This is a genomic window from Pseudomonas sp. NMI542_15 (genome assembly GCF_021283425.1).
Taxonomy (GTDB): Bacteria; Pseudomonadota; Gammaproteobacteria; order Pseudomonadales; family Pseudomonadaceae; genus Aquipseudomonas; species Aquipseudomonas fortuita.
In genome coordinates this window covers 77,179-94,761 of the sequence record NZ_JAJSRO010000003.1, presented here as the reverse complement: position 1 = coordinate 94,761, position 17,583 = coordinate 77,179, and the positions used below count along the sequence as shown (strand labels likewise).

At 63.5% G+C, this 17,583-nt stretch carries 16 protein-coding genes and 2 pseudogenes; 5 read left to right on the top strand and 13 right to left on the bottom strand.

Going from position 1 to position 17,583, the window contains the following annotated elements; all coding sequences use genetic code 11:
• Positions 1-86 precede the first annotated feature (86 nt).
• The 5 genes from LU684_RS06460 (at position 87) to LU684_RS06440 (ending at position 7,215) form a co-directional block, all read left to right on the top strand.
• The gene (locus LU684_RS06460) at positions 87-1,826 is read left to right on the top strand and encodes a glucan biosynthesis protein G (protein WP_332880188.1); all 1,740 of its coding nucleotides are present in this window, start codon (positions 87-89) and stop codon (positions 1,824-1,826) included.
• Positions 1,819-4,392 (top strand): glucans biosynthesis glucosyltransferase MdoH, encoded by a 2,574-nt coding sequence (mdoH, locus tag LU684_RS06455; protein ID WP_016489573.1) that lies wholly within the window; start codon positions 1,819-1,821, stop codon positions 4,390-4,392. Before LU684_RS06460 ends, mdoH begins: the two co-directional genes overlap by 8 nt.
• 258 nt (positions 4,393-4,650) lie before the next feature.
• A complete protein-coding gene (locus tag LU684_RS06450) occupies positions 4,651-5,448 on the top strand; it encodes a transporter substrate-binding domain-containing protein (protein WP_024717349.1) in 798 nt (265 codons plus the stop codon).
• 77 nt (positions 5,449-5,525) lie between these two features.
• The gene (locus tag LU684_RS06445; RefSeq protein ID WP_016489571.1) at positions 5,526-6,488 is read left to right on the top strand and encodes an amino acid ABC transporter permease; all 963 of its coding nucleotides are present in this window, start codon (positions 5,526-5,528) and stop codon (positions 6,486-6,488) included.
• Positions 6,481-7,215 carry an amino acid ABC transporter ATP-binding protein gene (locus tag LU684_RS06440; protein ID WP_024717350.1) on the top strand — a complete coding sequence of 245 codons (735 nt, stop codon included), beginning with the start codon at positions 6,481-6,483 and terminating at the stop codon, positions 7,213-7,215. Before LU684_RS06445 ends, LU684_RS06440 begins: the two co-directional genes overlap by 8 nt.
• Before the next feature lie 120 nt (positions 7,216-7,335).
• On the opposite strand, the gene LU684_RS30685 is transcribed toward LU684_RS06440, so the two are convergent.
• The 13 genes and pseudogenes from LU684_RS30685 to ubiE form a co-directional block, all read right to left on the bottom strand.
• Positions 7,336-8,049, bottom strand: a complete 714-nt coding sequence (locus LU684_RS30685) for a methyl-accepting chemotaxis protein (protein ID WP_442964199.1) — start codon at positions 8,047-8,049, stop codon at positions 7,336-7,338.
• 141 nt (positions 8,050-8,190) lie between these two features.
• A pseudogene (locus LU684_RS30680) lies at positions 8,191-9,279 on the bottom strand (methyl-accepting chemotaxis protein); the annotation flags it as partial.
• 231 nt (positions 9,280-9,510) lie between these two features.
• Positions 9,511-10,224: a methyl-accepting chemotaxis protein gene (locus LU684_RS30675; RefSeq protein ID WP_371262275.1), complete on the bottom strand. Its 714-nt coding sequence runs from the start codon at positions 10,222-10,224 to the stop codon at positions 9,511-9,513.
• A 141-nt stretch (positions 10,225-10,365) separates the two neighbouring features.
• Positions 10,366-11,310: pseudogene (locus tag LU684_RS30670) on the bottom strand (methyl-accepting chemotaxis protein); the annotation flags it as partial.
• 218 nt (positions 11,311-11,528) lie between these two features.
• Positions 11,529-12,236, bottom strand: coding sequence for a 16S rRNA (uracil(1498)-N(3))-methyltransferase (locus LU684_RS06425; protein WP_060516890.1), 708 nt, complete (start codon positions 12,234-12,236; stop codon positions 11,529-11,531).
• Positions 12,233-13,021, bottom strand: coding sequence for a twin-arginine translocase subunit TatC (gene tatC, locus LU684_RS06420; protein WP_023047997.1), 789 nt, complete (start codon positions 13,019-13,021; stop codon positions 12,233-12,235). Before tatC ends, LU684_RS06425 begins: the two co-directional genes overlap by 4 nt.
• Positions 13,018-13,395: a Sec-independent protein translocase protein TatB gene (tatB, locus tag LU684_RS06415; protein WP_016489565.1), complete on the bottom strand. Its 378-nt coding sequence runs from the start codon at positions 13,393-13,395 to the stop codon at positions 13,018-13,020. The genes tatC and tatB overlap by 4 nt, the downstream gene beginning before the upstream one ends.
• A gap of 3 nt (positions 13,396-13,398) precedes the next feature.
• Positions 13,399-13,671 carry a twin-arginine translocase TatA/TatE family subunit gene (locus LU684_RS06410; protein WP_016489564.1) on the bottom strand — a complete coding sequence of 91 codons (273 nt, stop codon included), beginning with the start codon at positions 13,669-13,671 and terminating at the stop codon, positions 13,399-13,401.
• Positions 13,672-13,696: 25 nt separating this feature from the next.
• The gene (locus LU684_RS06405; protein ID WP_016489563.1) at positions 13,697-14,032 is read right to left on the bottom strand and encodes a phosphoribosyl-ATP diphosphatase; all 336 of its coding nucleotides are present in this window, start codon (positions 14,030-14,032) and stop codon (positions 13,697-13,699) included.
• Between the two features lies 1 nt (position 14,033).
• Complete coding sequence (gene hisI, locus LU684_RS06400) at positions 14,034-14,426, bottom strand: phosphoribosyl-AMP cyclohydrolase (RefSeq protein WP_232894277.1); 393 nt, start codon at positions 14,424-14,426, stop codon at positions 14,034-14,036.
• A 72-nt stretch (positions 14,427-14,498) separates the two neighbouring features.
• Positions 14,499-16,121: a ubiquinone biosynthesis regulatory protein kinase UbiB gene (gene ubiB, locus LU684_RS06395; RefSeq protein ID WP_070086471.1), complete on the bottom strand. Its 1,623-nt coding sequence runs from the start codon at positions 16,119-16,121 to the stop codon at positions 14,499-14,501.
• The gene (locus LU684_RS06390) at positions 16,118-16,741 is read right to left on the bottom strand and encodes a ubiquinone biosynthesis accessory factor UbiJ (RefSeq protein WP_016489560.1); all 624 of its coding nucleotides are present in this window, start codon (positions 16,739-16,741) and stop codon (positions 16,118-16,120) included. The genes ubiB and LU684_RS06390 overlap by 4 nt, the downstream gene beginning before the upstream one ends.
• Positions 16,741-17,511: a bifunctional demethylmenaquinone methyltransferase/2-methoxy-6-polyprenyl-1,4-benzoquinol methylase UbiE gene (ubiE, locus tag LU684_RS06385; protein ID WP_016489559.1), complete on the bottom strand. Its 771-nt coding sequence runs from the start codon at positions 17,509-17,511 to the stop codon at positions 16,741-16,743. The genes LU684_RS06390 and ubiE overlap by 1 nt, the downstream gene beginning before the upstream one ends.
• Positions 17,512-17,583: the final 72 nt, after the last annotated feature.

The following is a 17,583-nucleotide window of genomic DNA, read 5'->3' as shown; positions in this document are numbered from 1 at the left end:
CCCTCACGGGGTCCGAACAGTGCTCGCCAACCCGGCATTTGTCGCTGGCCGTTGGTTTCATGATCTGTTTTCGGCGAGGGTTGCTCGTGATTGTTAGTCCCCAAAAAGCATCAAGAATCCCCGGCATCCGGCTACGCAAGGCCCTGATGGCCAGTGTGGCACTGGTCGGCCTGATGAGCGCGGGCCAGCTGTGGGCATTCAATCTTGACGATGTTGCAGCCAAGGCAAAGGATCTGGCCGGCCAGAAGTACGACGTACCCAAAAGCAACCTGCCGGCGGTGTTCCGCGACATGAAGTTCGCGGACTACCAGAAAATCCATTTCCTGCAGGAAAAGGCCGAGTGGGCCAAGGACAAGACCCCGTTCAAACTGTCGTTCTACCACCAGGGCATGCACTTCGACACCCCGGTGAAAATCAACGAAGTCACCGCTACCAAGGTCGAGGAAATCAAGTACGACCCGAGCCGCTTCGAGTTCGGTGACGTGCCCCACGACCCGGAAACCACCAAGAACCTGGGTTACGCCGGTTTCCGCGTGCTGTACCCGATCAACAAGGCCGACAAGCAGGACGAGATCATGACCCTGCTTGGCGCCAGCTATTTCCGCGTGGTCGGCAAGGGCCATGTCTATGGCCTGTCGGCCCGTGGCCTGGCCATCGACACCGCGCTGCCGTCGGGCGAGGAATTCCCGCGCTTCACCGAGTTCTGGGTCGAGAAGCCCAAGCCGGCCGACAAGCATCTGGTGATCTACGCCCTGCTGGATTCGCCGCGCTCTACCGGCGCCTACAAGCTGACCCTGCGCCCGGGCAACGACACCGTGGTCGACGTGCAGTCCCGCGTGTTCCTGCGTGACCAGGTCAGCCGCCTGGGCATTGCCCCGCTGACCAGCATGTTCCTGTTCGGCCCCAACCAGCCGTCCAAGGTCCTCAACTACCGTCCGGCCCTGCACGACTCCGAAGGCCTGTCGATTCACGCCGGCAATGGCGAGTGGCTGTGGCGCCCGCTGAACAACCCTAAACACCTGGCCGTGAGCAACTTCAGCGTCGAGAACCCGCGTGGTTTCGGCCTGATGCAGCGCCAGCGCGCGTTCAGCGACTACGAAGACCTCGACGACAACTACCAGAAGCGCCCAAGCGCCTGGATCGAGCCGAAGGGCGACTGGGGCAAGGGCACCGTCGACCTGGTCGAAATTCCGACCGCCGACGAGACCAACGACAACATCGTAGCCTTCTGGAGCCCGGAGAAACTGCCGGAGCCAGGCAAGCCGTTCGAGTACGCTTACCGCCTGCACTGGACCATCGACGAGGCGAAGTTCCAGGCCCCTGAGCTGGGCTCGGTCAAGCAGACCCTGCGTTCCACCGGTGACGTGAAACAGTCCAACCTGATCCGCCAGCCAGACGGCAGCGTGGCCTTCCTGGTCGACTTCGCCGGGCCGGCCCTGGCCGCATTGCCGGAAGACACCGCGGTGCGCAGCCAGATCAGCGTTGGCGACAATGCCGAGGTGGTCGAGAACAATCTGCGCTATAACCCTGAGACCAAGGGCTGGCGCCTGACCCTGCGCCTGAAGATCAAGGAAGCTAACAAGTCGACCGAAATGCGTGCCGCGCTGGTGCGTGATGTGCCGGCCGAAACCGCCAAGCCTGCCCAGGACGCCAAGCAGGACAAGGCCGCAGCCAAGCATGCCAAGGCCGAGAAAGCCGTCAAGGCTGAGCAACATGCCAAGGCCGAACAACCTGCCGCCGATGCGGCGCCCACCAACGGGACCCCGGCCACCACCGAGAAGGTGCTGACCGAGACCTGGAGCTATCAGTTGCCTGCCGATGAGTAACTCAAACGCAAGGCCAGTATCGCTTGGCGAGTACCTGGCTCACCTACCACTGAGTGACGAGCAACGGGCGGAACTCGCCAGCTGCACGTCGTTCAGTGAGCTGCACCAACGCTTGGCGGCCAACCCGGCCGCCAACGCTGCCGAGGCCGTGCAGGCCTCGGTGGGCCCGCGCCTGACCGTGGGCAGCGCCGCCGAGCTGGAAGAGGCCGAAATGCTCGGCGTCGACGGCAGCGGCCGCCTTTGCCTGAAGATCGCCCCGCCGATCAAACGCACCAAAGTTGTGCCCGAGCCTTGGCGCACCAACGTGCTGATCCGCATGTGGCGGCGCATGACCGGCCGCACCAACGCGCCGCAGCCGCCCAAGCGCGAGCTGCCGCCGGCACGCTGGCGCACGGTGGGCTCTATCCGCCGTTACATCCTGCTGACCCTGATGATCGGCCAGACCATCATCGCCGGTTGGTACATGAAGGGCATCCTGCCGTACCAGGGCTGGTCGTTCGTCGACCTTGACGAAGTCCTCAGCCAGCCGCTGTGGGATACCGTGGTGCAGGTGTGGCCGTATGCCTTGCAAACTTCCATCCTGATCCTCTTCGGTATCCTGTTCTGCTGGGTGTCGGCGGGCTTCTGGACCGCGCTGATGGGCTTCCTTGAGCTGCTTACCGGGCGCGACAAATACAAGATTTCGGGCAGCAGCGCCGGCAACGAGCCGATTGCACCCGAGGCGCGTACCGCACTGGTGATGCCGATCTGCAACGAAGACGTGCCTCGCGTGTTCGCCGGTCTGCGCGCAACGTTCGAGTCGGTGGCCGCCAGCGGCAACCTCGACCGCTTCGACTTCTTCGTGCTCAGCGACACCAACGACACCGACATTGCCGTGGCCGAACAACAAGCCTGGCTGGACGTGTGCCGCGAAACCAAAGGCTTCGGCCGCATCTTCTACCGCCGCCGTCGGCGCCGTGTGAAGCGCAAGAGCGGTAACCTCGACGACTTCTGCCGTCGTTGGGGGGGCGAGTACAAGTACATGGTCGTGCTGGACGCAGACAGCGTCATGAGCGGCGAGTGCCTGAGCAGCCTGGTGCGCCTGATGGAGGCCAACCCGGACGCCGGCATCATCCAGACCGGGCCTAGAGCCTCGGGCATGGACACCCTGTATGCACGCATGCAGCAGTTTGCCACCCGCGTGTACGGCCCGCTGTTCACCGCTGGCCTGCACTTCTGGCAGCTGGGCGAGTCGCACTACTGGGGCCACAACGCGATCATCCGCATGAAGCCGTTCATCGAGCACTGCGCCCTGGCGCCGTTGCCGGGCAAGGGGGCGTTTGCCGGTGCGATTCTCTCCCACGACTTTGTCGAAGCTGCGCTGATGCGCCGGGCCGGCTGGGGCGTATGGATCGCCTACGACCTGCCGGGCAGTTACGAAGAGCTGCCGCCCAACCTGCTCGACGAGCTCAAGCGCGACCGGCGCTGGTGCCACGGCAACCTGATGAACTTCCGCCTGTTCCTGGTCAAGGGCATGCACCCAGTGCACCGTGCGGTGTTCCTCACCGGGGTGATGTCGTACCTGTCGGCGCCGCTGTGGTTCCTGTTCCTGGTGCTGTCGACGGCGTTGCTGGCGACCAACACCCTGATGGAGCCGCAGTACTTCATCGAGCCGTACCAGCTCTACCCGCTATGGCCACAGTGGCACCCGGAGAAGGCCGTGGCGCTGTTCTCCACCACCATCGTGCTGCTGTTCCTGCCCAAGCTGCTCAGCATCATCCTGATCTGGGCCAAGGGCGCCGTCGAGTTTGGCGGGCGGATCAAGGTCACCCTGTCGATGCTGATGGAGATGCTGTTCTCCATGCTGCTGGCACCGGTGCGCATGATCTTCCACACCCGCTTCGTGCTGGCCGCGTTCCTCGGCTGGGCGGCGACCTGGAACTCGCCACAGCGTGACGACGACTCCACGCCGTGGAGCGAGGCTGTGCGTCGCCATGGTCCGCAAACCCTGCTGGGTATTGCCTGGGCCGCGTTGGTGGCGTGGTTGAACCCGAGCTTCCTGTGGTGGCTGGCGCCAATCGTTGGCTCGCTGGTGCTGTCGATCCCGGTTTCGGTGATTTCCAGCCGCACTCGCCTGGGCCTGGCGGCCAAGGACGAGAAGCTGTTCCTCATCCCGGAGGAATACGCCACCCCACAAGAGTTGCTGGCCACCGACCAGTACACCCACGAAAACCGCTGGCATGCCCTGCATGACGGCTTTGTGCGGGCTGTGGTCGACCCCCGGCAGAACGCCCTGGCCTGTGCCATGGCCACTGCCCGTCATGGCCAGGCGGCGCCGATCGAAGCGCTGCGTGCCGAGCGCGTGGCCAAGGCCATGGAAGTCGGGCCGAAAGGGCTGGACCTCAATACTCGCCTGGCCCTGCTCAGCGACCCGGTTGCGCTGACCCGCCTGCACGAGCAGGTATGGGCAGAGCACAACGCGGCGTGGATCGATGTGTGGCGCGCGTCGATCAAAAATGACCCGCACTCGCCGTTGTTGCCGCTGCATCCGGAGAATGAAGGCCAACCGGCACTCGTCGGCGCCTGATCCGTCCATTCGCGGGGCAAGCCCGCCCCCACAGGGACCTCACAGTTGTTGAATGCTGTGCGGTCCCTGTGGGGGCGGGCTTGCCCCGCGAAGCTTTTAACAGCCCATGCATTCGATTTTGGCCAACAAAGTCCCCCCCGGCGCTAGGTCCCCGAGCCGCCATGCGTTAGCATCCCATTCCGATACGACGCCTCGGCCAGTACGGCCGTGCCAACACAATAAGATTCGCTACTTTTCTTGCTAGGGGACTTGGTGATGATCAAGCAATACCTTTCGCGACTGCTGGTCGGTGTAACCGCCCTGGTCGCTGTAACTGCGGCCCAGGCAGGCGCCATTGATGACGCGGTCAAGCGCGGTACCCTGAAGGTGGGCATGGACCCGACCTACATGCCGTTCCAGATGACCAACAAGCGTGGCGAGATCATCGGCTTCGAAGTCGACATTCTCAAGGCCATGGCCAAGTCCATGGGCGTCAAGTTCGAGGCAGTGTCCACCGCCTATGACGGCATCATCCCGGCCCTGTTGACCGACAAGTTCGACATGATCGGCAGCGGCATGACCCTGACCCAGGAACGCAACCTGCGCCTGAACTTCAGCGAACCCTTCATCGTGGTTGGCCAGACCCTGCTGATCCGCAAGGAGCTGGCGGGCGAGATCAAGTCGTACAAGGACCTGAACAACGAGAAGTACCGCCTGACGTCCAAGCTGGGCACCACCGGCGAAATGGTCTCCAAGAAGCTGATCGGCAAAGCCAAGTACCACGGCTACGACAACGAACAGGAAGCGGTCATGGACGTGGTCAACGGCAAGGCTGACGCCTTCGTCTATGACGCGCCATACAACGTGGTCGCCGTGGAGAAGGCCGGTGCCGGCAAGCTGCTGTTCCTCGAAGAGCCCTTCACCTACGAGCCGCTGGCCTTCGGCCTGAAGAAAGGCGACTACGACAGCATCAACTTCATCAACAACTTCCTGCACCAGATCAAGCATGACGGGACCTACGATCGTATTCACGACAAGTGGTTCAAGAACAAGGACTGGCTGAAGGACATGGAATAAGGCCCAGGCCACAAGCCCGGCTTTGACCCCGACGCGCAGGCAAACCCTGCGCGTTCGCATTTACGGAAGTACCCCACGTGATCAAACACAAGAAAGCCCAGTGGCCCTGGCACGGGCTGACCGCCCTGGTGCTGGTCGGCCTGGCGATCAGCCTGTACATGGCCACCTCGATGATGTCCTACGAGTGGCGCTGGAACCGTGTACCCCAGTACTTCGCCTACAAGGCCGAGGACGTACAGCGCGCCGCCGGTAACGGCACCGTGCAGGACATCGTCATTGCCGGCGATAACGCTCGCGTCACCCTGAAGGACGAGCAAGGTGACGAGCAGGTGCTCGACGTGGCCAAGGACAGCCTGCAACTGAGCCGCGGCGACGATGTTGCCGAAGGCGACCAGATCGGTGTCACCCGCCACTGGGCAGCCGGCCCGCTGGCCTGGGGCCTGTGGACCACATTGTGGCTGTCGGTGGTGTCTGGCGCCCTGGGCCTGGTCATCGGCCTGTTCGCTGGGCTGTGCCGGTTGTCCAGCAACCCGACCCTGCGCGACCTTTCAACCGTCTATGTCGAATTGGTGCGTGGCACGCCGCTGCTGGTGCAGATTTTCATTTTCTACTTCTTCATCGGCACCGTCCTCAACCTGTCCCGCGAGTTTGCCGGGGTGGCCGCGCTGGCACTGTTCACGGGCGCCTACGTGGCGGAAATCGTCCGTGCTGGCGTGCAGTCCATCGCCAAAGGCCAGAACGAAGCCGCCCGCTCGCTGGGCCTGAACGCTGGCCAGTCAATGCGGCACGTGATCTTGCCGCAAGCCTTCAAACGCGTGCTGCCGCCGTTGGCTGGCCAGTTCATCAGCCTGGTCAAGGACACCTCGCTGGTCTCGGTGATTGCGATTACCGAACTGACCAAAAGCGGCCGCGAGGCCATCACCACCTCGTTCTCGACCTTCGAGATCTGGTTCTGCGTGGCAGGTCTGTACCTGCTGATCAACCTGCCGCTGTCGCACCTGGCCAGCCGGCTCGAGCGGAGGCTTGCGCAAAGTGATTGAAGTCCGTGACCTGCTGAAAGTGTTCGACACCCGTGGCCAAGTGGTCCGGGCTGTGGACAATGTCACCACCCAGGTCGCCAAGGGCGAAGTGGTGGTAGTGCTCGGCCCATCGGGCTCGGGCAAGTCGACCTTCCTGCGCTGCCTCAACGGCCTGGAGCATTTCGACGAAGGCCATGTGGCCATCGACGGCCTGCAGTTGGCCGATCCGAAGACCGACATCAACGCCTACCGCCGCGAAGTCGGCATGGTGTTCCAGCACTTCAACCTGTTCCCGCACATGACCGTGCTCGAAAACCTGTGCCTGGCGCAGAAGGTGGTGCGCAAGCGCAACAAGGCCGAGCGTGAAGCCAAGGCCCGGGCGTTGCTGGAGAAGGTGGGTATTTCGCAGAAGGCCAACGAGTACCCGTCGCGCCTGTCCGGCGGCCAGCAACAGCGGGTGGCAATTGCCCGCGCCCTGGCGATGGACCCGAAAGTGATGCTGTTCGACGAGCCGACCTCGGCGCTGGACCCGGAAATGGTCGGCGAGGTGCTGGACGTGATGAAGACCCTGGCCCAGGAAGGCATGACCATGGTCTGCGTCACCCACGAAATGGGGTTTGCCCGCGAAGTGGCGGACCGGGTGCTGTTCTTCGACCATGGCAAGCTGCTTGAAGATGCCGCGCCTGGGGCGTTCTTCGATGCGCCGAAGGACCCGCGCGCGCAGGCGTTCCTGCGCCAGGTGCTGTAACCGCACCGGCCTCTTCGCGGGACAAGCCCGCTTCCACAGGTGCCCGGCTTCTGTCAGGGTGCGTGATGCTTGTGGGAGCGGGCTTGTCCCGCGAATGGGCCGCAACGCGGCCCCGGCATTTCACAGGTTGAACCGCCCCACCATCCCCCGCAACTGCTGCCCCAGCTGCTCAAGCTCCCCGCTCGAAGCCGCCGTCTGTTCACTGGCCGCACTGGTCTGATCCGACACATCCCGCACATTGATCACGCTTCGGTTGATTTGCTCGGCCACCACGCTCTGTTCTTCGCTGGCCGTGGCAATCTGCTGGTTCATGCCCTGGATGCTCGACACTGTGTCGGTGATCTGGCTCAGCGCCTGCCCGGCCCTGCGGCTCAGCGCCACGCTCTGCTCGGTCAGGCGCTTGCTGCTGTCCAGCAAACGGGTCACGTCGTCCGTACCGCTGTGCAGGCTGTCGATCAGCTGGCCAATCTCCTCGGTCGCCGTCGAGGTACGCTGGGCCAAACCGCGTACTTCATCGGCCACCACGGCAAAGCCACGGCCGGCTTCGCCTGCACGGGCCGCCTCGATGGCGGCGTTCAGCGCCAGCAGGTTGGTCTGTTCGGACACCGACTTGATCACGTCAAGGATGCTGCCAATGCGCTGGCTTTCGCCCGCCAGGTGCTGCATGGCTGCCAGGCAATGATCCATCTGCCCGGCCAGTTGCTCGATACGGCCGATGGCTTCGGACACGACCTGGTCGCCCATCTGCGCCTGCTGGTCAGCGTTGGTCGCGGCCTGCGAGGCTTGTTCGGCATTCTGTGCCACTTCCTGCACGGTTGCGCTCATCTGGTTCATGGCGGTAGCCACCTGGTCGGTTTCCTCGGGCTGCTGGTTGATGCGCAGCTTGGTGTCCTCGCTGCTGGCCGCCAGCTGTGTAGCAGCCTGTGACAGCTGCCCGACCCCCTGGTCGATGCCGCCGATCAACTCGCGCAGGCTCAAGGTCATTTCGCGCATGCGGGTTTGCAGCTGGCCCATTTCATCACGGCGTTGCACTGCGTCAACCTGGCTCAGGTCACCCTTGGCGATACGTGCGGCTACGGCCAGCGTCTGGCGCAGCGGTTGGGTGATCTGCAAGGTGATCAGCCACGCAGCCAATACGCCCACCGCCAGTGCCAGCAGCGCCACACTGGTCAGCAGCGAGCGTGCGGCCAAGGCTTCGCTGTCACGTTGTTCGACCTTGCGTTTACCCAATTCGAGGCTGACCGCGCGCAGCTCATTGCCCATATTTTCAATATTGTTCTGCAGCTGCTCGACACGTATGGCGGCGTGGCGGTACTCGTCCAGGGCGGCGCGGTACTTGGCCAGCTCGACACCGGGCTGCTCGCTGACTGCGCGTGGCAAACCCAGCGGCGCAAGGCCGGCAAGCAGTTGCCCAAGGCTATTTTTGGCAGCATCCAGGGCGTTGTCGCCGACTTTTGCGAAATCCTCGACCGGAGTGAAGGTATAGGCTGGCACCAGGCTTTGCTGATTGGCCCCTTCGACCTGTCGGGTGAGGGTGTCCATCAGGCCCAGTACACCACTTTGCTGGCTGTCGGCTGGCATCCTCAGCAGGGCTTGGGTCTGCAGCTCGTCGATCGCATCATTAAGTGCCTGTTCCCGAGCCTGCATGGCTTCGCGCAGCGTGCTGCGGTTACCGGTGCTACGTTGCAATTCGCTGAAATCGCCGCGCAGGCGCTGTAACAGCGCCAGCTTTTCGGTCAGCAACTGTCTTGATTCATCGACGTTGCTGCGTTTTTGCAGGGTGGTCAGCATGCTGTTGAGTTGTTCGAGGATGCTGCTGATGCGCGCTTTGCTGGTGTCGTCGTTGAGCACGCGGTAGGTGATGCGTTCTGCCCGCAGGTCTTTGGTCAGGTCGTTGATCAGGCCTATTTCGCTGAGTTGCTGTGAGCGCACGATGGCGTCATCCAGGGCGCGCCACCCGCTGATGGTGGTGGCCAGTGTGAGCAGCAGCACTACGGCGAAGCCGAGGGCCAGCTTGGCAGCGACACTGATATTGCCAAGCTTGCGGTTGAGGTAGGCGAACATAGAGCGTCTCCGAGCGAATGAGAGGGAGGATGCAGGCGCATTGCTGGCATCACATCTCTGCCAATCGGCAGGGGAGCTGTAGGACTTGACCTGATAATCAGGTAGGAATAATCACTGGCGACTGTAGGAAGAATCGCCCTGCGGCGCAGCCTCTGCGGAGGCTGCCAGGCGTCGCAAAAAGGGCCGCAAAGCGGCCCCGGCAATAGGTGCGGCGAAGCTGAAATGGCGGGGTCAGAGTTTGAACCGCCCCACCAACCCCTGCAGGTGGGTCCCCAGCCGCGCCAGCTCCACACTGGAACTGGCCGTCTCTTCACTTGCCGCCGAGGTCTGGTCGGATATATCCCGCACATTCATCACGCTGCGGTTGATCTCCTCGGCGACGGCGGTCTGTTCCTCTGCAGCAGTTGCAATCTGCTGGTTCATCGCCTGGATCGAAGACACCGTGCGGGTGATGGTTTCCAGAGAGGTACCGGCACGGCGGGTCAGCTCGACGCTGCTGTCGGTCAGCTGGCGGCTGTTGTCCATCACGCTGGCCACCCGTTGTGTGCCGCTTTGCAGGCCGGCGATAAGCTCTTCGATCTCTTCAGTCGACTGCTGGGTGCGCTGGGCCAGGCTGCGCACCTCGTCGGCGACCACGGCAAAACCACGCCCGGCCTCCCCAGCGCGGGCGGCTTCGATCGCGGCGTTCAGGGCCAGCAGGTTGGTTTGCTGGGCTACCGACTTGATCACGTCGAGCACACTGCCGATCTTGTCGCTTTCAGTCTTGAGCTGGTTCATCGCTTCGCTGGAGTTGATCACTTCACCCGCCAGCCGCTCTATCTGCGCCACGGCCTCGCCCACCACACGGTCGCCTTCGCGGGCCTGCTGGTCGGCCATCAAGGCAGCTTCCGAGGCCTGTTCGGCATTGCGTGCCACTTCGTGCACGGTGGCCGTCATCTGGTTCATGGCGGTCGCAACCTGGTCGGTTTCGACCTTCTGGTTGTTGACCCCGGCGCTGGTCTGCTCAGTCACCGCCGACAGCTCCTCTGCGGCACTGGCAATCTGAGTGACACCGTCACCGATGCCGCCGATCAGTTCGCGCAGGCCTTGGGTCATGCGCTGCATGCTCGCTTGCAACTGGCCCAGTTCGTCGCGGCGGTTTACCTGCAGGTTCTGGGTCAAGTCGCCACTGGCGACCCGCTCCGCGGCGCGCAGGGTCTGGCGCAGGGGAATGATGATCTGCCGGGTAATAGCCCATGCCGCCAGCAGGCCGAGGGCCAAGGCCAACCCGGTGGCCACGGCGAGCAGGGTCTTGGCCTGGGTGGCCCCGGCGTCCCGCACGGCGGTCTGCGAGGTGGTCATCGCCTGGCTGGTCTGCAGCAGCAACGTACCTTGCTCGGCCATGTGCTGCAGGGCCTGCTCGCTGGCAGCCTGGGCATTGCCGAACTGGGTGACCGCATCACGGTAGCCGCCCATGGCGGTGGCGGCATCGTCGAGACCGGCGGCATGTTCGGCCGGCACTTTGGCTGGCAATGCACGCAGCTCGGCCAGGGCCTGGTCGATGGCCTTCAGCGCTGTTTGCTGGAAGTCGGTATTGCCGCTGTAGGTGTAGCCACGCACCTGGAAGCGCGCTTGTTGCAGCAGGGCGCTGACGTCTACCGCGTGCTGGTACTGGCTGATATCGCCAGCTTGCAGGAGGCCGCGCTGGACGCGCCCGATCAGCTCTGCCGCCTTGTCGGCGCTGTCGCCGAGCACGCTACGGCTGGCCTCGCGGCGCTGGCCCGCCTGCTTTAGCTCGTTGAACGCCTGCTGGTAGATGCGCACTGCCTCGCGCTGCTGCTCCAGGCGCTGGCGGTCGGCGGGGTGTTCGATCTGGCCGAGCATCAGCTGCACCTGGCGGTCGAGGTTGGCCAGTGCTTTCTCCAGCTCGGCCACCGATGCGTCATCACTGCGGCGCTCGTAATGCTGGCGGGCGATGCGCAGTTCCTGGGTGTACTGCTGGATGACCGAGATGTTACCCAGCTTGTCGCCGCGGTCGATGATGCTGTCCATGCCGTGCCAGCCGGCCAGGGTAATAGCCAGGGTCAACAGCAGCACCAGGCCGAAACCCAGCCCCAGTTTGCGATTCACGCTCACATTGCCCAGCGATTGGGCTAACCATTGATACATGTACGACTCCCCGGCGGCTTGGCAGCACAAATAGTTGTTGTGTTGCCAAGGCCATCGGCCCGGGGGAGGGAAACTTGATGGCCAAAAAAGTGGCGTTTGCGTCAGAAAATACGCGAAAGCAGCGCAGTCACGGCGGTCTCTACCCGCAGGATGCGATCACCCAGTTGCACCGGTGCCAGGCCAGCCTTGCCCAGCAGCTCGATTTCGTAGGGTATCCAGCCGCCCTCGGGGCCGATGGCCAGGGTTACGGGTTGTTCCACGGCACGCGGGCAGGCAGGGTAGGGGCCGGGGTGACCGACCAGGCCCAGGGTGCCCGCGGCGATGGCGGGCAGCCGATCTTCGACGAAAGGCTTGAACCGTTTCTCGATGATCACCTCGGGCAGCACCGTGTCACGCGCCTGTTCCAGGCCGAGGATCAGGTTTTCGCGAATGCTCTCGGGCTGCAGGAAAGGTGTTTGCCAGAAGCTTTTCTCGACCTTGTAGCTGTTCACCAGAATCAGCCGTGATACGCCGAGGGTCGCCACGGTCTGGAACAGCCGTCGCAGCATTTTTGGCCGCGGCACTGCCAGTACCAAGGTCAACGGCAGCTTGGCCGGTGGCTGCTGGTCGAAGGTCACTTCAAGTTCGGCTTCGTGCTTTTCCAGGCGCAGTACCGTGGCTTGGCCCATCAGGCCGTTGATCCGGCCCACCCGCAGGTGGTCGCCCACCGCCACGCGGTGGATCTCCTGCATGTGGGTGAAGCGCCGGTCGGCGAGAACGACGCGGTCGGCCGAGACGAAGTCGGCCTCTTCGAGGAGCAACAGGTTCACGGTTGGGTCGCTGGCGGCTGGTCGTTGTGGTCGTTGGCTGCTTCGTCGTGGGCGCTACGCTTGCGGATCAGGCTGCCACATAGCACGCCGACCTCGAACAATAGCCACATAGGTACGGCCAGCAGGGTCTGGGAGAAAATGTCCGGCGGGGTGAGGATCATGCCGACCACGAAGCAGCCGATGATCACGTAAGGGCGGATCTTCTTCAGGTACTTCACGTCGACCACGCCTATCCACACCAGCAACACCACCGCCACCGGGATTTCGAAGGCAACGCCAAAGGCGAAGAACAGCGTCATCACGAAGTCGAGGTAGTTGGCGATGTCGGTCATCATTGCCACGCCTGCCGGGGTGGCGGCGGCAAAGAACTTGAACATCAGCGGGAACACGAGGAAATAGGCAAAGGCCATACCGGCGTAGAACAACAGAATGCTCGACACCAGCAGCGGAATGGCAATGCGCTTTTCATGGCGGTACAGGCCTGGCGCGATAAAGCCCCAGATCTGCTGGAGAATGAACGGAATGGCCAGGAACAGCGACACGATCATGGTCAGCTTGAACGGCGTAAGGAACGGCGAGGCCACGTCGGTGGCGATCATCGTCGCGTTGGCCGGCAAATGGTCGCGCAGCGGCGCCGAGACCAAGGTGTAAATTTGCTGGGCGAAGGAAAACAGCCCGGCAAAGATCAGGAAAATGACGGCAACGCAGCGCAGCAGGCGGGTGCGCAGTTCGGTCAGGTGCGAGACCAGCGGCATCGGCTGGTCGTGTTCCGGATTCTCGCTCATGGGGCTCGCGGCGGTTGAGGCGGTTCAGAGGGTACGGCCGGGGCAGCAGGTGCTTCGACCGGCCTGGCTTCGAGCCCGGCAGGTGGCTGCACGCTGGCCGTGGTTACCGGCGGCTGCGCGGGTGGCGTCATCGGGTTGAGGATGCGCTTGGCTTCCTCTTCCATCTGCAGGATGTGCTCGTTGTGCAGCTGGCGGCGGATGTCGTCGGCGCCAATTTCGCGCTCCACTTCCATCTTGATGCTGTTGAAGCTGCGTTTGAGCCGGCCAATCCACAGGCCTGCCGTGCGCGCGGCTCCGGGCAGGCGCTCGGGGCCGAGCACCAGCAGCGCGACCAGACCTACGAGTAGCAGCTCGCTGAAACTGATGCCGAACATGGGTCAGTCTTTCCGCTGCGGCTCTTGGACCGGTTGGGCCTGGCCTTCGATGGTGTGGCCTTGTTGCGGCTGGGCAGTGTTTTGCACCGGCGGCACCGGTTGGGCTGGCGGCGGCGTTTGCTCGGCCGGCTTGGTCTCTTCTTCGTTCATGGCCTTGCGGAAGCCCTTGATCGACTCGCCCAGGTCACTGCCGAAGTTTTTCAGCTTCTTGGTGCCGAACACCAGGACCACGACAACCAGCAGGACGATCCAGTGTTTCCAGTCAAAAATACCCATGGTGCTCTCCTAGAATGCGTTGTGCTCAAGCCGAAGGCTGTCGAGCGGCCTTTTCATCGTGCCCGGACAGCCCGAAACGGCGGTCCAGCTCATCCAGCACGGCTTGTGGATGCTGGCCCAGCGCGCTGAGCATCACCAGGCTATGAAACCACAGGTCGGCGGTTTCGTAGATGACATCGCTGTAATCCTTGCTGACGGCAGCATCCTTGGCGGCAATGATCGTTTCGACCGACTCTTCGCCGAGCTTTTCGAGGATCTTGTTCAGGCCTTTGTGGTACAGGCTGGCCACATAGGAGCTGTCAGGCGCCGCTTGCTTGCGTTCTTCAAGCACTTCGGCCAGGCGGTTGAGGGTGTCGCTCATGTCAGTGTCCTGCGCTGTAGATGGCATCCGGGTCCTTGAGGACCGGGTCGACGATTTTCCACTGGCCGTCTTCATGGGCGCGGTAGAAGCAGCTTTCCCGACCGGTATGGCAAGCGATATGGCCCAGTTGTTCGACCATCAGGATGATCACGTCGGCGTCGCAGTCCAGGCGCATTTCATGCAGCTTCTGCACATGCCCGGACTCTTCGCCCTTGCGCCACAGCTTGCCTCGCGAACGCGACCAGTAGATGGCGCGCTGTTCGCTGGCGGTCAGCGCCAGCGATTCGCGGTTCATCCAGGCCATCATCAGCACGCGTCCGGTCTTGTGGTCTTGGGCGATTGCCGGTACCAGGCCGTCGCTGTTCCACTTGATCTCGTCCAGCCAGTCTTTCATCGTCGACTCCAAAGCGGGCCCGCTCCTGTATCGGGCCCTTTGCGCTAGTGTGCCAGCCGCAGGCGCGGCTGGCTATTGGCGCACGATCAGGTAAAGGCCTGCGGCCAGCATCAGCCAGGCCGGCCAGGCTGCAGGGGCGGCCAGGCTGGCGGCCTCGGCGGCGCCAGCGGCCAGCACCGCGCCGCCACTGAGCAGGCCGGCGCCCAGCAGGCGCAGTGCCCAGCGGTCACCCTGGCGGCGGCGTTCCGGCATTTGCGGATCGTGCAGGTGCGGTTGCGACAGGCGTTCGAGCAGGTCTCGGGCCATGTTGGTCAGGTGCGGCAACTGCTCCACCTGCCCATGAATGTTGCCGAGCACGGCCTTGGGGCTGTAGCGGTCGCGCATCCAGCGTTCGAGGTAGGGTTTGGCGGTGCTCCACAGGTCCAGGTCGGGGTACAGCTGGCGGCCCAGGCCCTCGATGTTGAGCAGGGTCTTTTGCAGCAGCACCAGTTGCGGCTGCACTTCCATGTTGAAGCGCCGCGCCGTCTGGAACAGGCGCATCAGCACCTGGCCGAAGGAAATATCCTTTAACGGTTTTTCGAAGATTGGTTCGCACACGGTGCGGATCGCCGCTTCGAATTCGTTGACCTTGGTATGCGCCGGCACCCAGCCGGAGTCGATGTGCAACTCGGCAACGCGTCGGTAGTCACGCTTGAAGAAGGCAAACAGGTTGCGCGCCAGGTAATCCTGGTCCTCGGCGGTCAAGCTGCCGACGATGCCGCAGTCGATGGCGATGTACTGCGGGCTCCACGGCTTGACCGTACTGACAAAGATGTTGCCCGGGTGCATGTCGGCGTGGAAGAAGCTGTCGCGGAAGACCTGGGTGAAGAATACCTCCACCCCGCGCTCGGCCAGCAGCTTCATGTCAGTGCGCTGGTCGGCCAGGGTGGCCATGTCGGTCACCGGTACGCCGTAGATGCGCTCCATCACCAGCACTTTAGGGCGGCACAGGTCCCAGTAGACCTGGGGCACGTACATCAGCTCGGAGCCTTCGAAGTTGCGCCGCAGCTGGCTGGCGTTGGCAGCCTCGCGCAGCAGGTCGAGCTCGTCGTAAATGGTTTTTTCGTAGTCGCCGACGATTTCCACCGGGTGCAGGCGGCGGGCATCCGCCGAGGCGCGCTCGGCGGCCTTGGCAATCAGGAACAGCCAGGCCAGGTCCTGGGCGATCACCGGCTTCAGGCCCGGGCGCACGACCTTGACCACCACCTCTTCGCCCGTCTTGAGGCGTGCGGCGTGCACCTGGGCCACCGAGGCCGAGGCCAGCGGTTCGACGTCGAAGCGGCTGAACACCTCACCAACCTTCGCGCCCAGCTGCGCTTCAATCAGTGCCACGGCCTGTTTCGGGTCGAACGGCGGCACGCGGTCCTGCAGCAACATCAGCTCGTCGGCGATATCGGTGGGCAGCAGGTCGCGGCGGGTGGACAGCAGTTGGCCAAATTTGATGAAGATCGGGCCCAGGTCCTGCAACGCCAGGCGCAGGCGCGCGCCACGGCTGAGCTCAGTGGGCTTGCGTGGCAGCCAGCGCCACGGCATCAGCAGGCGCAGGCTGGCCAGCCACCAGGGCAGCAATGGCTGATCGAACAGCAGGTCATCGAGACGGTAGCGAATCACCACACGCTGGATGCGAAAAAGACGGCGGACGGCGAGCAGCTTCATGCGTTTTCGCTGGTATCAAGGGATCGGGAGAGGCGCTTGATGCGCGCCTCGAGGCGTTCTGTATCGAGCTTCAGGGCATCGAGTTCGCTGAAGGCGGCTTCGGCTTCGCGTTTGCCTACCAGGGCGCGGGACTCTTCGGCCAGGTACTCGGAAAGGTTCTGGCTGAAGCGCGCCAGGCCCTGCCGGGTCCAGCGTGCACGCAGGCGGATGTGGCCTGCCAGCAGCGCCGTGGCGACCGGGCCGAGCCAGCGTTGCAGTTCGTGCTCCCAGTCCAGTTCCAGGTCCTGCAGCACGCCGAACAGGTCAAGCAGCACGGCGCTGTCGCCATGCAGTTCGACCTGCGGGCTGTGCAGCACGGCGGTCTTGTCCCCGGCCAAGGCCAGTTGCGCCAGGCTGCCGGCCGGTGCGCGCAGGCTGCAGTCGACCTCGCCCTCCCAGTGGGCGGCGAGCATCAGGCCGTCTTCATCGGGCAGGATGAAGACCTGCAGGGCCGGTTGGCGGCAGTCTATCTCGATGACCTTGCCTTCCAGCGCGGCCAGCCGCGGCAGGGCCGTGCTGTCCATGCGCAGGACGCGGTTCAGGCCATGTTCGACGCTGGCGAGCAGCCCGGCCAGCAGCATCAGGGTTTGATCCCCCGGTGCACGGCAACGATGCCGCTGGTCATGTTGTGGTAGGTGACGCGGTCGAAACCGGCCTCGACCATCATGCTCTTCAGGGTTTCCTGGTCCGGGTGCATGCGGATCGATTCGGCGAGGTAACGGTAGCTTTCGGCGTCGTTGGTGATCAGCTTGCCCGCCAGCGGCATGAAGGCGAACGAATAGGCGTCGTAGGCCTTGGACATCAGCTTGCTGGTCGGTTTGGAGAATTCCAGGATCAGCAGGCGGCCACCGGGCTTGAGCACGCGCAGCATCGAACGGATGGCTTCGTCCTTGTGGGTGACGTTGCGCAGGCCGAACGCGATGGTCACGCAGTCGAAATGGTTGTCCGGGAACGGCAGTTTTTCGGCGTCGGCCTGGACGAACTCGATGTTGCCGGCTACACCACGGTCCAGCAGGCGGTCACGGCCAACCTTGAGCATCGACTCGTTGATGTCGGCCAGCACCACCTGACCCGTCGGGCCGACCAGGCGCGAGAACTTGGCAGCCAGGTCACCGGTACCGCCGGCGATGTCCAGCACCCGGTTGCCGCTGCGCACGCCCGACAGCTCGATGGTAAAGCGCTTCCACAGGCGGTGCATGCCGCCGGAAAGCACATCGTTCATCAGGTCGTACTTGGCTGCCACCGAGTGGAACACTTCGGCGACTTTTTTCGCCTTCTGGCTTTCAGGTACGTCCTGGTAACCAAAGTGGGTGGTGGGTTCGGCGTGGTCGCCTTTGCGCTGGTCGTTCATATCGCTTCACCGGAAAAAATTACCGCCATTCTAGGGCGAACGGGCGGATTTGTCTTGGCGGGGTGTGCCAGT